We start from the raw sequence: 12,785 nt of genomic DNA on the forward strand, positions 1-12,785 counted from the left end.
GTCTTCATGAGCGCCTGCGGCGCGCTGCAATGGCGCGCCGTGATTAATAACCAAAGTTATCGTCGTCGATTATAAGCGGTGAATTATTACTCGCCGGGTTAATAACTTTTACTATGCTTATAACAACACTTTCCAGTCGTCGGTATCGCGCGTGAAACTTTGCCAAAAGGGGTTGAGGTTTCGCCGTCATATGTCTTACGGTAGGCACATCGTCTTCAACCTCTTGCGGTACAGGCCCCGCAGCATTGGGTGCGGGCTCGCAGGCGAAGGCGTCGATCGCAACACAGCTCTCCGGTAGTTACACAGGAAATAATGGCGGCAGCCTATGTCGGCACTTGAAAGTTCTTCGTGGCAGGTTTCCTATCCTCCGTCGCTCGACTTCGGTCAACAACTGACCCCTGAGCAATTGCAGCACTCCATGACAACGACCATGTCCCGTCATGACGGTGGGCCTGTGTGGTTGTTCGCCTATGGTTCGTTGATCTGGCGTCCGGAGTGCAACTCGGTAGAGCGCCAGCGTGCGCGGGTGCACGGTTATCATCGTGGGCTTTACCTGTGGTCCCATGAGCACCGCGGTACACCGGAATGCCCGGGGCTGGTGTTCGGCCTGGATCGTGGAGGGTCGTGCAGCGGCTTTGCTTACCGCCTGGACGAGAGCTGCCTGGACGACTCGCTGATGGCTCTGTGGCAGCGGGAGATGCCCTATCCGGCCTATCGCCCGCATTGGCTGACCTGCCGACTCGATGACGGCAGCAAGGTGCAGGCCTTGGGCTTTGTGCTCGAGCGTCACTTGCCGTGCTATGCCGGCAACCTGCCGGACACCCTGTTCAGCCAGATTCTGGCCAGTGCCAAGGGGCGTTACGGCACCACGCGGGAGTATGTGGAGCAGACGCTCAACGCCTTGCGCAGCCACCAGATGCCTGATCGGGGGCTGGAGGCGCGGTTTCAGCGCTGCCATAACCTGCGCGAGGTTTGACTGCGCTGGCCTCTTCGCGGGCAAGCCCGCTCCTGCAGAGACGGTACAGTTTGTAGGAGCGGGCTTGCCTGCGAAGAAGTCATCACCGAATCACCTGGCCAACACCACCAGCTTGCCCACCGCCTGCCGCTGCCCCAGCCGTTCGATAGCCGCCCCGGCCTCGCCCAGCGCGTAGGTCTGCGACACCAGCGGTTTCAACTTGCCCTCGGCATGCCACGCAAACAGCTGACGGAAGTTGGCAACGTTGTCTTCTGGCTGGCGCTGGGCGAACGCGCCCCAGAACACCCCCAGCACTGCAGCGCCCTTGAGCAGCACCAGGTTGGCCGCCATCTGCGGAATGCTGCCGCTGGCAAAGCCCACCACCAGCAGCCGACCGTTCCAGGCCAGGCCTCGCACTGCCTGGTCGAACAGCTCGCCGCCGACCGGGTCGTAGATCACGTCCACACCCTGGCCGTTGGTCAGGCGCTTGATCTCTTCCTTGAGGCTGGCCTGGCTGTAGTCGATCAACTCATCCGCGCCGGCTGCCTTGGCCACGGCGAGCTTTTCGGCGCTGCTGGCCGCCGCGATGACCCGTGCACCCAACGCCTTGCCGATTTCCACCGCTGCCAGCCCGACGCCGCCTGATGCACCGAGCACCAGCAGGGTTTCGCCCGCCTTGAGCTGGCCACGCTGGGTAAGTGCGTGCATCGAGGTGCCGTAGGTCATGCCGAAGGCGGCTGCCGTGGTGAAATCCATACCTGCCGGAATGGGCAGCACATTGTAGTGAGGCACCGCGACCTGCTCGGCGAAGGCGCCCCAGCCGGTGAGGGCCATGACCCGGTCGCCGACCTTGAAAGCCCCGGCCTTCTCGCCGACTGCCGCCACCACACCGGCCGCTTCGCCGCCGGGCGAGAAGGGCAGAGGCGGTTGGAACTGGTACTTGCCCTCGATGATCAGGGTGTCGGGGAAGTTGACCCCGGCGGCATGCACCTCGAGTAGGATCTCGTTCTTCTTCGGCACGGGGTCTGCGACCTCTTCCAGCACCAGGTCCCGTGCCGGGCCCAGGGTTTTGCACAACACAGCTTTCATCGGGCTATTCCTTTGCGGGTGATGGCCGATAAGTGTAGGAGGGCGAAGGGGCGGGTCAACGAGCATGGCCTGCTCTGATAAGCCGGCATAAGCCCGGGCTTGGGTTTGAGCGACGCGCTGGGTAAGCTGGCGCCAATTGTATTGAGGAGCGATTTCGTGAAAGCGTGGATCTTGATGGTGCTGGCCTTGATGCTGCCGGTGGCGGCCATGGCCGAAGAGGGCAAGGAAGGCGAGCCAAAGGTTGCCTACATCAACCTGACCCCGCCTCTGGTCGGCAACTATGCCCTCGATGGCGGCCCCAGGCTGCGCGTCTACAAGGCCGACGTGGCCCTGCGCGTGACCGGCGATGCTGCTGCCGCGGCGGTCAAGCACCATGAGCCGCTGATCCGCAACCAGCTGGTGGCGCTGTTCACCCAGCAAGGCGTGGATAACATGAGCAATGTCGAAGCCAAGGAGGCGTTGCGTCAGGAAGCCTTGAAGCAGGTTCAGCAGGTGATGGAAACCGAAGAAGGCAAGCCGATCGTCGAGGACCTGCTGTTCAACAACCTGATCGTGCAGTGAGTTCCTCGGCGCGCTCCCGCACAGCGGCTGTCTGGATCACCTCGCCAGCGCGCAGATTGCCTGCCATTGCTCCGGGGTCACTGGCATCACCGACAGGCGGCTGCCTTTCTGCACCAGTGCAAGTGCTTCGAGCGCCGTCTGCTGCTTGAGCAAGCCGAGTCCAAGCACCTGACCGAACGTGCGCACATGCTCGACATCCACTGCGCTCCAAGGGTTCTTCTCGGCACTGGCCTTGGCGTCGAAGTAGTGGCTTTGCGGGTCCAGCGCCGTCGGGTCGGGGTAGGCGCCGGCCTTGATCCGGGCGATCCCGGCGATACCCGGTTGCGGGCAACTGGAGTGGTAGAAGAAGAATTCGTCGCCTACGCTCATATCCCGCAGGAAATTGCGTGCCTGGTAGTTGCGCACCCCGTCCCAGCGCGCCTGGCCGAGGCGGGCCAAGCCTTCGATGGAAAGTTCGTCGGGCTCGGATTTCATCAGCCAATAGGCCATGGATGCTGCTCCTGACAAGGTTTGAAATAAGATGTTGCATCAAACCGACAGCCGGTTGGCGTCAACATTTGCGTGGCGCGTCACGTTGTCGGAAAATGCGCCGATTTTAAAGCTATACGCTCCGGTAGCACCAAGAAGGCTGCCGAGCCTGAACAGTTTGCCTAGGGGGGCAACGATGAACAAACGCAAACCGGACCTGCTGTGGATCCTGGCCTTCATCTTCGGTCTGGGTGTCGTCACCACCGGTTATGCGCAGGGTCTGTGGGAGCGAAAGCTCGACGCCGCCTATCAGGCGCCGGCCGTATCCGCCCAACAGCAGCGCTGAAGTTTCGCGGCGCGCGGCCTAACGTTCAGGCCGGCGCCAGGTACCAGTCACGGTCCGAGACCGTTCCGCGCAAGGGTACGTCCCAACTGGCCTGCGCCAGTCGTTCCACCTTCTGGCATTCATGTGCCAGCCCCAGCAGCAGCGGTTTCTTCCACGCCTTGCGCCGCCCCTGATAGGCCAGGCTGCGATCATAGAAGCCGCCGCCCATCCCCAGCCGTCCGCCCACTTCATCGAAACCCACCAGTGGCAGCAGGATCAGATCGAGCGACCAGACCGGCCGCTGACGCTTGCGCTCGATGACTGGTTCAGGGATGCGGAAGCGATTACGTCGCAGTTTTTCGCCCTGTTCGAAGCGTTGGAACACCATGCGCGTGCGTGGCCAGGCATGCAGCACTGGCAGGTAGGTGCGCTTGCCGCGCCGCTGGGCTTCGCGCAGCAACAGGCGCGGGTCGATCTCACCGTCGTTGGGCAGGTACAGGGCGATATGCCGCGCGCGGCGAAACAGCGGGTGCTGGGCCAGTTGCCGGTACAGCCCGACGGCGGCCTGGCGTTGCTGGGCGGGCGTCAACGCGCGTCGTGCGTTGCGCAGCACGCGGCGAAGTTGCGGACGGGTGAGCGGCACGGTGTCGGTCATGGCACAGGCGATCCCGGATGCTGGCCGCCGACGGCGGCACAAACGAAATGCCCGCCGGTAAAGGCGGGCATTGAGAATTCAGGCTCCCCGACAAGACCGCTATCGGTGTAGCCCTTGAACCCGAAAGTTCAAGGTGGAGATTGCAGGAGGCGTTAAGGCTTTCCGTCGAGCGGACATGCACACCTGCCCCACGTGCAACCCCCGTGGTTGTGCGTATCGGCTCAGGGACATAACCGACTGGCGCATCCCCCAGGGAGTCGCGCCAGTATACCAATCTCAATCGTTTTTGCTAACCGCGTCGTCGGACAGCGCCTGGTCGACGCGCTCGAGCAGGTCGCGCACCTGTTCGCGGGTGGTGCCGCCGCTGGCGACGTCAGGGCGCTCCTGGCGGTGCAGCAGTTCATGGGTGATGTTCAACGCCGCCATCACCGCGATGCGGTCGGCGCCGATCACCTTGCCGCTGCTGCGGATCTCGCGCATCTTGCCGTCCAGGTAGCGCGCGGCACCCACCAGGTTGTTGCGTTCTTCCGGCGGGCAGATGATCGAGTATTCCTTGTCGAGAATCTGGACGGTGACGCTATTGCTTGAACTCATGAGTCTTGCTCCAGGGCCTTCAGACGCAAGATCATCGACTCGATCTTGTGCCGGGCGATCTCGTTCTTTTCGATGAGGTGGGCGCGCTCTTCGCGCCAGGATTTTTCCTGAGCTACTAGGAGTGCATTTTGCCGTTTTAGTTGCTCGACGCGCTCGATCAGCAACTCGAATCGGCTCATCAGCGCTTGCAGGTCATTGTCTTGCATGGGTTGCACTCGATCCGCTCCTTCGTCGATCGCCTGGCGATCATGCCTCTGCCCGAGCCGCGACGGCCAGCGCAGATGGTCTTGGCGCGCCTGCCGGTGCTAGGATACAAGGTCTTCATTCTAGTCATATGCGCCGTCTGGCGCCTAGCCGCCCATGCCCAATACCCAATCGCCTTACATCGCCTTCGCCATGCTGCTCTCCAGCAATGGCCATCCCGCCACTCCTGCCGAGCTGCACGGCCTGCTGATCGGTCGCAGTTGCGCCGGTGCCGGCTTCGATGCCGATGCCTGGCTGGCCGACGCCGCCCAACTGCTTGAGACCGAGCCCGGTGACACTGTCCGCAACGCCCTGATCGGCCTGCAGGAGATGGTCAAGGCCGAGCTGACCGGCGAAGACGTCGCCATCGTGCTGCTGCTGCCGACCGACGATGCCGCCCTGAGCGATCGCGCCACGGCGCTGGGCCAATGGTGCCAGGGCTTCATTACCGGTTTTGGCTTGAACGCCGGTGGCAAGGACCTGTCCACCGATGCCAAGGAAGTGCTCCAGGACCTGGTCGCCATCTCCCAGGTGCAAGAAGCGCTGGAAGAGTCCGAGGACGGCGAGAGCGACTACATGGAAGTCATGGAGTACCTGCGCGTCGCACCGCTGCTGCTGTACACGGAACTGGCCGCGCCTGTCGCGCCGGCGCCAAAACCATCGCTGCATTGATCGACCCGGGGGTCGTTTGCCCATGAGCCACATACCCAAGGCGGAGTACGCCCGTCGGCGCAAGGCGCTGATGGCGCAGATGGTCCCCGACAGCATCGCCATCCTGCCGGCGGCGGCGGTCGCGATTCGTAACCGCGACGTCGAGCACGTCTATCGCCAGGACAGCGACTTCCAGTACCTGAGCGGCTTCCCGGAACCCGAGGCGGTGATCGCCCTGATCCCCGGCCGCGAGCACGGCGAATACGTGCTGTTCTGCCGCGAGCGCAACCCCGAGCGTGAGCTCTGGGAGGGTCTGCGTGCCGGCCAGGAGGGCGCGATACGCGACTTCGGCGCCGACGATGCCTTCCCGATCACCGACATCGACGAGATCCTCCCTGGCCTGATCGAAGGTCGCGAGCGGGTCTACAGCGCCATGGGCAGCAACCCCGAGTTCGATCGCCGGCTGATGGACTGGATCAATGTGATCCGCTCCAAGGCGCGCCTCGGTGCGCAACCGCCGAACGAGTTCGTTGCCCTGGATCATCTGCTGCACGACATGCGCCTGTATAAGTCGGCAGCGGAAGTGAAGGTAATGCGCGAGGCTGCGGCAATTTCCGCGCGCGCCCATGTGCGGGCCATGCAGGCCTGTCGCGCCGGTCTGCACGAATACAGCCTGGAGGCCGAACTGGACTACGAGTTCCGCAAGGGTGGCGCGAAGATGCCAGCGTACGGCTCGATCGTCGCCGCCGGGCGCAATGCCTGCATCCTGCACTATCAGCAGAACGATGCGCCGCTCAAGGATGGTGACCTGGTGCTGATCGACGCCGGTTGCGAGATCGACTGCTACGCCAGCGACATCACCCGCACCTTCCCGGTCAGCGGGCGGTTCTCGCCCGAGCAGAAGGCGATCTACGAACTGGTGCTCAAGGCCCAGGAAGCCGCCTTTGCCGAGATCGCGCCGGGCAAACACTGGAATCACGCCCATGAAGCGACGGTGCGCGTGATCACCCAAGGGCTGGTCGAGCTGGGGCTGCTCAAGGGTGAGGTGCAGGCGCTGATCGACAGCGAAGCCTACCGCGCGTTCTACATGCACCGCGCCGGACACTGGCTGGGCATGGATGTGCACGATGTGGGTGAATACAAGGTCGGCGGTCAGTGGCGGGTGCTCGAACCGGGCATGGCGCTGACTGTAGAGCCAGGTATCTACATCGCCGCCGACAACCAGAGCGTGGCGAAGAAGTGGCGCGGCATCGGGGTGCGGATCGAGGACGACGTGGTGGTCACCAGAAAGGGCTGTGAAATTCTCACTTCGGGTGTGCCGAAGACAGTCGACGAAATCGAGGCACTGATGCTCGACGCGCGCAAGGACGTGGCATGAGCCGGGTCAACCTGGCGATCATCGGCGGCGGCCTGGTCGGTGCCAGCCTCGCGCTGGCGCTGCAGGCCGGGGCCAAGGTGCGTGGCTGGAAGATCCTGCTGATCGAGCCGTTCGCCCCCGGCGACAGCTTCCAGCCCAGCTACGACGCACGTTCCTCGGCGCTGTCCTTCGGCACTCGGCAGATCTACGACCAGCTTGGCCTGTGGCAGGGCATCGAGCGCCGCGCCGAGCCGATCCGGCAGATCCAGGTGTCCGACCGCGGCCGCTTTGGCGCCACCCGGCTGGATGCCCAGGAAGAAGGTGTGCCTGCGCTGGGTTATGTGGTGGAGAACGCCTGGCTCGGCCAGTGCCTGTGGCAGGGGCTGGACAGCGAGGTGGTGAGCTGGCGCTGCCCGGCCGAAGTCAGGGCCATGCAGCCCGTCGAGGGCGGTTATCGCCTGCAACTCGACGATGACACCAGCCTTGAGTGCGACCTGGCGATTCTCGCCGATGGTGGCCGCTCCGGCCTGCGCGAGCAGTTGGGCATTCATGTGCGCCGCACGCCCTATGACCAGAGCGCGCTGATCGCCAACATCTCTCCAGGCGAGGCCCACCGTGGCCAGGCCTTCGAACGATTCACCGAACAAGGCCCGATGGCCTTGCTGCCACTGCCGGAAAACCGCTGCGCGCTGGTCTGGACCCGCCAGGGCATGGACGCGCGGCGTCTGGCCGATATCGACGAGCGCGCCTTCCTGCGCGAACTGCAGGACGCGTTCGGCTACCGCCTCGGCGCTCTGCGCCAGGTCGGCGCACGGCATCTCTACCCGTTGGCGCTGGTCGAAGCCGAGGAGCAGGTACGCCCGCACCTGGTGGTGCTAGGCAACGCGGCGCACAGCCTGCATCCGATCGCAGGCCAGGGCTTCAACCTGTCGCTGCGTGACGTGCAGGCGCTGGCCGAGGCCCTGCTCGCAGGCCCGCAGCAGCCGGGCGACCTGGCAACGCTGCAGGGCTATCGCCAGCGCCAGCGCCTGGACCAGAGTCTGACCATCGGCTTCTCCGACCAGGTCACCCGCCTGTTCGGCAGCGCCCAACCGCTGTTGGCCGCCGGGCGCAACCTCGGCCTGCTGGGGCTGGACCTGCTGCCGCCGGCAAAGAGCTGGTTCGCCCGCCAGGCCATGGGCCTGGGAACCCGCCCCGACCCGCGAGGCCGCGCATGAAAGACGCCCGCAAGCTCGCGCGCCGGGCCCGCATGCTGCGCTGGTTGCTGAATTTCTACCCGCCCTACCTGGGGGCCGGTATCCGCGTGCAGCACATCAGCCCCGACATGCGCAGCGTCAAGGTGCGCATGAACCTGACCCGCTGGAACCGCAACTACGTCGGCACCCAGTTCGGTGGCAGCCTCTACTCGATGGTCGATCCGTTCTACATGCTGTTGCTGATCGAGCAGCTGGGCCGCGAGTACATCGTCTGGGACAAGGCCGCCAGTATCGACTTCATCGCACCGGGCAAGGGCCCGGTGTTCGCCGAATTCCACATCGACGACGCACTGCTGGACGACATCCGCCAGCAGACGGCCGGTGGCAAGAAGTGCCTGCCGCGTCTGCAGGTCGATATCCGCGACGGCGCCGGCGAGCTGGTGGCGCGGGTCGACAAAACCCTATACGTGCGGCTCAAGCCGCAAGCGAGGCAGGCGTAAGGCATGGACATGCGCGCGGATCTGTTGATTGTCGGTGCCGGTATGGTCGGCAGCGCCCTGGCCCTGGCGTTGCGCCACAGTGGCCTGCAGGTGCTGCTGCTCGATGGCGGGCCGCTGTCGGTCAAGCCTTTCGATGACGCCGCGCCCTTCGAGCCGCGGGTCAGTGCCCTGTCGGCCGCCAGCCAGCGCATTCTCGAGCGTCTTGGCGCCTGGGACGGCATTGCCGGGCGCCGCGTGACGCCCTATTCGGACATGCAGGTCTGGGACGGTAGCGGCACCGGTCAGATTCATTTTTCAGCCGCCAGTGTGCATGCCCAGGTGCTCGGCCACATCGTCGAGAACCGTGTGGTGCAGGACGGCCTGCTGGACCGTCTGCACGACAGTGACGTCGGGCTGCTGCCCAATGCGCGGCTGGAACAGCTGCGCCGCTCTGGCGATGAGTGGCTGGTGACCCTGTCCGATGGCCGTCGCCTGCGTGCGCCGCTGGTGGTCGCTGCCGATGGCGCCAATTCGGCGGTGCGGCGCCTGGCGGGCTGCGAGACGCGCGAGTGGGATTACCTGCACCACGCCATCGTCACCAGCGTGCGCTGCAGCGAGGCGCACCGCGCCACGGCATGGCAGCGCTTCACCGACGAAGGTCCGCTGGCCTTTCTGCCGTTGTCGCGCGATGACGGCCAGCACTGGTGTTCGATCGTCTGGTCCACCACGCCGGAGCAGGCCGAGCAGGCCATGGCGCTGGATGATGCGGCGTTCTGCCAGGCACTGGAGCGCGCCTTCGAAGGCCGCCTGGGCCAGGTGCTGCATGCCGACCGCCGCGTCTGCGTGCCGCTGCGCCAGCGTCATGCCAAGCGCTATGTGGAAGAAGGCCTGGTGTTGATCGGCGATGCTGCCCACACCATCCACCCCCTGGCGGGGCAGGGCGTCAACCTGGGCTTTCTCGATGCGGCAGTGCTCGCCGAGGAGCTGGTGCACGCGTGCGAGCGTGGCGAGCGCCTGGCGGATGTGAGGGTGTTGAGTCGCTACGAGCGCCGACGCATGCCGCACAACCTTGCCCTGATGGCGGCGATGGAGGGCTTCGAGCGCCTGTTCCAGGCTAATCCGCTGCCGCTGCGTTGGCTGCGCAATACCGGGTTGAAGCTGGTGGAAGGGATGCCCGAGGCCAAGGCGGTGTTCGTGCGCCAGGCCTTGGGTTTGAGCGGCGACCTGCCAGACCTGGCCAAGGCTTGAGGGCCCTATCGCGGGGCAAGCCCGCTCCTGCAGGTACATCACCTTCCTGAAGAGCGGGGTGGTCCTAGAGGGGCAGGCTTGCCCCGCGATTGCTTTGCAACATCTGGTAACGGCTCCAAGGGTGAGTGGGAAAATGGGATTCACTACCATTTGCACCTCTCTAACCCCGAGGAGCATCCACCATGTCGCCCCGCAAGCCCCTACTGGCCGCCCTGGCCCTGACCTTGTTTGCCGGTTCCGTCCAGGCGGCAGATGATGAAGTGGTGGTGTACTCCTCGCGCATCGACGAGCTGATCAAGCCGGTATTCGATGCCTACACCGCCAAGACCGGGGTGAAGATCAAGTTCATCACCGACAAGGAAGCGCCGCTGATGCAGCGCATCAAGGCCGAGGGCCAGAACGGCGTCGCCGACCTGCTGCTCACCGTGGATGCCGGCAACCTCTGGCAGGCCGAGCAGATGGGCATTCTGCAGCCGATCAAGTCGGACATCATCGACAAGAACATTCCGCCGCAGTACCGCGCTTCGTCCCACGACTGGACCGGCCTGAGCCTGCGTGCGCGGACCATCATCTACTCTACCGAGCGGGTCAAGCCCTCGGAGCTGAGCACCTACGAAGCCCTGGCCGACAAGCAGTGGGAAGGCCGCCTGTGCCTGCGCACCGCGAAGAAGGTCTACAACCAGTCGCTGACCGCCACCCTGATCGAGACCCACGGCGAGGCCGAGACCGAGAAGCTGGTCAAGGGCTGGGTCAGCAACCTGTCCACCGACGTGTTCTCCGACGACAACGCCGTGATTCAGGCCGTTGCCGCAGGGCAATGCGACGTGGGTGTGGTCAACACCTACTACTACGGGCGCCTGCACAAGGCCGACCCGAAGCTGCCGGTGAAGATCTTCTGGCCCAACCAGGGCGACCGTGGCGTGCACGTCAACCTCTCGGGCATCGGCCTGACCAAGCATGCCCCGCACCCGGAAGCGGCGAAGAAACTGGTCGAGTGGATGACGGGCGAGGAAGCGCAGAAACTGTTTGCCGATATCAACCAGGAGTTCCCGGCCAACCCCAAGGTCAAACCGTCGGATGAAGTCGCGGCCTGGGGCAGCTTCAAGGCCGACAGCCTGCCGGTGGAAGTGGCGGGCAAGCGCCAGGCCGAAGCCATTCGCCTGATGGATCGGGCTGGCTGGAACTGAGTTTCAGCGCTTATCCTTTCGGGGCCGTTCAAGGCCCCTTCGCAGTTGAAGCCACTCCCACACAGTGAGAGTGGCTTTGGCCGCGAACGACCGCACAGCGGTCGCAACCTGCAACCGAGATACCTGTCTTGCCCCACTCCCCCCAACGCCGCTGGTACCTTCCGGTCAGCCTTGTCGCCGCCCTGGTGCTCCTGCCCCTGAGCGTACTGGTGCTGTCGTGGCAGTCGATCGACACGCAGATCTGGTCGCACCTGCTCGACACCCAGATGAGCCGCCTGCTGGGCAACACCCTGACCCTGGTGCTGGGCGTGGGTGTCGGCGTCACCGTGCTGGGGGTCAGCCTGGCCTGGCTCACCAGTCTCTGCGAGTTTCCCGGCCGACGCTGGCTCGACTGGGCACTGATGCTGCCCTTTGCCATTCCCGCCTATGTACTGGCCTTCGTCTTCGTCGGCCTGCTGGACTTCTCCGGCCCGGTGCAGAGTGCCTTGCGCGAGGTGTTCGGGCCGATGCGCCTGCCCCGGGTACGTTCGACCGGTGGGGTCATCATCGTGCTGGTGCTGGTGTTCTATCCCTATGTCTACCTGCTGGCGCGCACCGCCTTCCTGGCCCAGGGCAAGGGCTTGATGGAGGCCGCGAGGGTGCTGGGGCTGTCGCCGCTACAGGCGTTCTGGCGGGTGGCGCTGCCGATGGCGCGGCCGGCCATCGGCGCGGGCATCGCCCTGGCGTTGATGGAAACGCTGGCGGACTTCGGTGCGGTATCGGTGTTCAACTTCGACACCTTCACCACTGCCATCTACAAGACCTGGTATGGATTCTTCAGCCTGTCCGGTGCGGCGCAACTGGCCAGCCTGTTGTTGCTGTTCGTGATGCTGGTGCTCTATGGCGAACGCCGCGCCCGTGGCGCCAGCCGCAGCGGCAACGAGCGCCCGCGCGGGCAGGCGCTCTATCATCTGCGCGGGCTCAAGGCGCTGGCGGCCAGTGGCTGGTGCCTGCTGGTGTTCGCCTGCGCCTTCGTCATTCCGCTGCTGCAGTTGCTGGCGTGGTTCTGGCAGCGTGGCCGGCATGACCTGGACGAACGCTATGGCGCTTTGATCCTGCACACCCTGTACCTGGGCGCGATGGCGGCGTTGATCACCGTCAGCGTGGCACTGTTGCTGGCCTTCGCCCGGCGTCAGGCGCCCACGCCATCGATTCGTGCCGGCGTCGGCTTGGCCAACCTGGGCTACGCCTTGCCTGGTTCGGTGCTCGCGGTGTCGATCATGCTGGCGTTCAGCTATCTGGACAATCAACTGGTGATCCCGCTTTCCACCTGGCTGGGCGGGGCCGGCAAGCCGCTGTTGCTGGGCAGTGTGGCTGCGCTGTTACTGGCTTATCTGGTGCGCTTCATCGCGGTGGCCTACGGGCCGCTGGAAAGCAGTCTGGAGCGGATCCGCCCGTCGCTGCCGGAGGCTTCTCGCAGCCTCGGCGTGGCCGGGCCGAGATTGTTTTTCAAGGTGTATCTACCGCTGCTGGTCCCGGGGGCGCTCAGTGCCGCGTTACTGGTGTTTGTCGATGTGCTGAAAGAGATGCCGGCCACCCTTTTGATGCGGCCGTTCGGCTGGGACACCCTGGCCGTGCGGGTGTTCGAGATGACCAGCGAGGGCGAATGGGCGCGCGCCTCGCTGCCGGCCCTGACCCTGGTGCTGGTAGGGCTTTTGCCGGTCATCGGCCTGATCCGTCGCTCCGCCTATCGCCCTGGGCATCCTCACTGAGGGTGCCAGCCCCCGCCCTTGCGGCT

At 64.8% G+C, this 12,785-nt stretch carries 15 protein-coding genes and 1 other RNA gene; 10 read left to right on the forward strand and 6 right to left on the reverse strand.

Features of this window, described 5'->3' with window-relative positions:
• Positions 1-325 precede the first annotated feature (325 nt).
• On the forward strand, positions 326-976 hold the full coding sequence (locus tag ACK3BK_RS00755) for a gamma-glutamylcyclotransferase (RefSeq protein WP_065861755.1): 651 nt from the start codon (positions 326-328) through the stop codon (positions 974-976).
• A gap of 90 nt (positions 977-1,066) precedes the next feature.
• Here ACK3BK_RS00755 and ACK3BK_RS00760 read toward each other — a convergent pair whose 3' ends face one another.
• Entirely contained in the window at positions 1,067-2,044 is a 978-nt protein-coding gene (locus ACK3BK_RS00760; protein WP_288377595.1) for an NADPH:quinone oxidoreductase family protein, read from the reverse strand.
• 156 nt (positions 2,045-2,200) lie between these two features.
• Here ACK3BK_RS00760 and ACK3BK_RS00765 point away from each other — a divergent pair, with 156 nt between their 5' ends.
• Complete coding sequence (locus tag ACK3BK_RS00765; RefSeq protein WP_186669879.1) at positions 2,201-2,605, forward strand: flagellar basal body-associated protein FliL; 405 nt, start codon at positions 2,201-2,203, stop codon at positions 2,603-2,605.
• Positions 2,606-2,641: 36 nt separating this feature from the next.
• Here the strand turns inward: ACK3BK_RS00765 and ACK3BK_RS00770 are convergent, their stop codons facing one another.
• Positions 2,642-3,094 carry an EVE domain-containing protein gene (locus ACK3BK_RS00770; protein WP_186669877.1) on the reverse strand — a complete coding sequence of 151 codons (453 nt, stop codon included), beginning with the start codon at positions 3,092-3,094 and terminating at the stop codon, positions 2,642-2,644.
• Positions 3,095-3,269: 175 nt separating this feature from the next.
• On the opposite strand from ACK3BK_RS00770, the gene ACK3BK_RS00775 reads away from it, so the two are divergent.
• Positions 3,270-3,419, forward strand: a complete 150-nt coding sequence (locus ACK3BK_RS00775; RefSeq protein WP_172964797.1) for a hypothetical protein — start codon at positions 3,270-3,272, stop codon at positions 3,417-3,419.
• A 25-nt stretch (positions 3,420-3,444) separates the two neighbouring features.
• On the opposite strand, the gene ACK3BK_RS00780 is transcribed toward ACK3BK_RS00775, so the two are convergent.
• The 4 genes from ACK3BK_RS00780 to ACK3BK_RS00795 form a co-directional block, all read right to left on the reverse strand.
• Positions 3,445-4,053: a 5-formyltetrahydrofolate cyclo-ligase gene (locus ACK3BK_RS00780; protein ID WP_063542056.1), complete on the reverse strand. Its 609-nt coding sequence runs from the start codon at positions 4,051-4,053 to the stop codon at positions 3,445-3,447.
• 80 nt (positions 4,054-4,133) lie between these two features.
• Positions 4,134-4,312: non-coding RNA, 6S RNA (ssrS, locus tag ACK3BK_RS00785), on the reverse strand.
• Positions 4,313-4,329: 17 nt separating this feature from the next.
• On the reverse strand, positions 4,330-4,647 hold the full coding sequence (locus ACK3BK_RS00790; RefSeq protein WP_054894085.1) for a cell division protein ZapA: 318 nt from the start codon (positions 4,645-4,647) through the stop codon (positions 4,330-4,332).
• On the reverse strand, positions 4,644-4,853 hold the full coding sequence (locus ACK3BK_RS00795; protein WP_054894084.1) for a TIGR02449 family protein: 210 nt from the start codon (positions 4,851-4,853) through the stop codon (positions 4,644-4,646). The genes ACK3BK_RS00790 and ACK3BK_RS00795 overlap by 4 nt, the downstream gene beginning before the upstream one ends.
• 154 nt (positions 4,854-5,007) lie before the next feature.
• Between ACK3BK_RS00795 and ACK3BK_RS00800 the strand changes: the two genes are divergently transcribed.
• From ACK3BK_RS00800 to ACK3BK_RS00830, 7 genes are all read left to right on the forward strand, one after another.
• Positions 5,008-5,562, forward strand: coding sequence for a YecA family protein (locus tag ACK3BK_RS00800; RefSeq protein ID WP_186669875.1), 555 nt, complete (start codon positions 5,008-5,010; stop codon positions 5,560-5,562).
• 22 nt (positions 5,563-5,584) lie between these two features.
• The gene (gene pepP, locus ACK3BK_RS00805) at positions 5,585-6,919 is read left to right on the forward strand and encodes a Xaa-Pro aminopeptidase (RefSeq protein ID WP_411383570.1); all 1,335 of its coding nucleotides are present in this window, start codon (positions 5,585-5,587) and stop codon (positions 6,917-6,919) included.
• Positions 6,916-8,115: a 2-octaprenyl-6-methoxyphenyl hydroxylase gene (gene ubiH, locus ACK3BK_RS00810; RefSeq protein ID WP_186709954.1), complete on the forward strand. Its 1,200-nt coding sequence runs from the start codon at positions 6,916-6,918 to the stop codon at positions 8,113-8,115. Before pepP ends, ubiH begins: the two co-directional genes overlap by 4 nt.
• Positions 8,112-8,594 (forward strand): DUF4442 domain-containing protein, encoded by a 483-nt coding sequence (locus ACK3BK_RS00815; protein ID WP_054894080.1) that lies wholly within the window; start codon positions 8,112-8,114, stop codon positions 8,592-8,594. The genes ubiH and ACK3BK_RS00815 overlap by 4 nt, the downstream gene beginning before the upstream one ends.
• 9 nt (positions 8,595-8,603) lie before the next feature.
• Positions 8,604-9,821, forward strand: a complete 1,218-nt coding sequence (locus ACK3BK_RS00820; RefSeq protein ID WP_411384432.1) for a 2-octaprenyl-3-methyl-6-methoxy-1,4-benzoquinol hydroxylase — start codon at positions 8,604-8,606, stop codon at positions 9,819-9,821.
• Between the two features lie 182 nt (positions 9,822-10,003).
• Positions 10,004-11,008, forward strand: a complete 1,005-nt coding sequence (locus ACK3BK_RS00825; protein ID WP_186669871.1) for an extracellular solute-binding protein — start codon at positions 10,004-10,006, stop codon at positions 11,006-11,008.
• A 128-nt stretch (positions 11,009-11,136) separates the two neighbouring features.
• A complete protein-coding gene (locus tag ACK3BK_RS00830; protein WP_411383571.1) occupies positions 11,137-12,759 on the forward strand; it encodes an ABC transporter permease in 1,623 nt (540 codons plus the stop codon).
• The last annotated feature ends 26 nt before the right edge of the window (positions 12,760-12,785 follow it).

Origin of the sequence: Pseudomonas sp. L7 (genome assembly GCF_046605565.1) — a bacterium.
Lineage (GTDB): Bacteria > Pseudomonadota > Gammaproteobacteria > Pseudomonadales > Pseudomonadaceae > Aquipseudomonas > Aquipseudomonas wayambapalatensis.

Bases quoted from the DNA above. Each gene is read 5' to 3' on its own strand.
- ACK3BK_RS00755 (WP_065861755.1), top strand. From the start codon at position 326: ATGTCGGCACTTGAAAGTTCTTCGTGGCAGGTTTCCTATCCTCCGTCG.
- ACK3BK_RS00760 (WP_288377595.1), bottom strand. From the start codon at position 2,044: ATGAAAGCTGTGTTGTGCAAAACCCTGGGCCCGGCACGGGACCTGGTG.
- ACK3BK_RS00770 (WP_186669877.1), bottom strand. From the start codon at position 3,094: ATGGCCTATTGGCTGATGAAATCCGAGCCCGACGAACTTTCCATCGAA.
- ACK3BK_RS00775 (WP_172964797.1), top strand. From the start codon at position 3,270: ATGAACAAACGCAAACCGGACCTGCTGTGGATCCTGGCCTTCATCTTC.
- ACK3BK_RS00780 (WP_063542056.1), bottom strand. From the start codon at position 4,053: ATGACCGACACCGTGCCGCTCACCCGTCCGCAACTTCGCCGCGTGCTG.
- ACK3BK_RS00790 (WP_054894085.1), bottom strand. From the start codon at position 4,647: ATGAGTTCAAGCAATAGCGTCACCGTCCAGATTCTCGACAAGGAATAC.
- ACK3BK_RS00795 (WP_054894084.1), bottom strand. From the start codon at position 4,853: ATGCAAGACAATGACCTGCAAGCGCTGATGAGCCGATTCGAGTTGCTG.
- ACK3BK_RS00800 (WP_186669875.1), top strand. From the start codon at position 5,008: ATGCCCAATACCCAATCGCCTTACATCGCCTTCGCCATGCTGCTCTCC.
- pepP (WP_411383570.1), top strand. From the start codon at position 5,585: ATGAGCCACATACCCAAGGCGGAGTACGCCCGTCGGCGCAAGGCGCTG.
- ubiH (WP_186709954.1), top strand. From the start codon at position 6,916: ATGAGCCGGGTCAACCTGGCGATCATCGGCGGCGGCCTGGTCGGTGCC.
- ACK3BK_RS00815 (WP_054894080.1), top strand. From the start codon at position 8,112: ATGAAAGACGCCCGCAAGCTCGCGCGCCGGGCCCGCATGCTGCGCTGG.
- ACK3BK_RS00820 (WP_411384432.1), top strand. From the start codon at position 8,604: ATGCGCGCGGATCTGTTGATTGTCGGTGCCGGTATGGTCGGCAGCGCC.
- ACK3BK_RS00825 (WP_186669871.1), top strand. From the start codon at position 10,004: ATGTCGCCCCGCAAGCCCCTACTGGCCGCCCTGGCCCTGACCTTGTTT.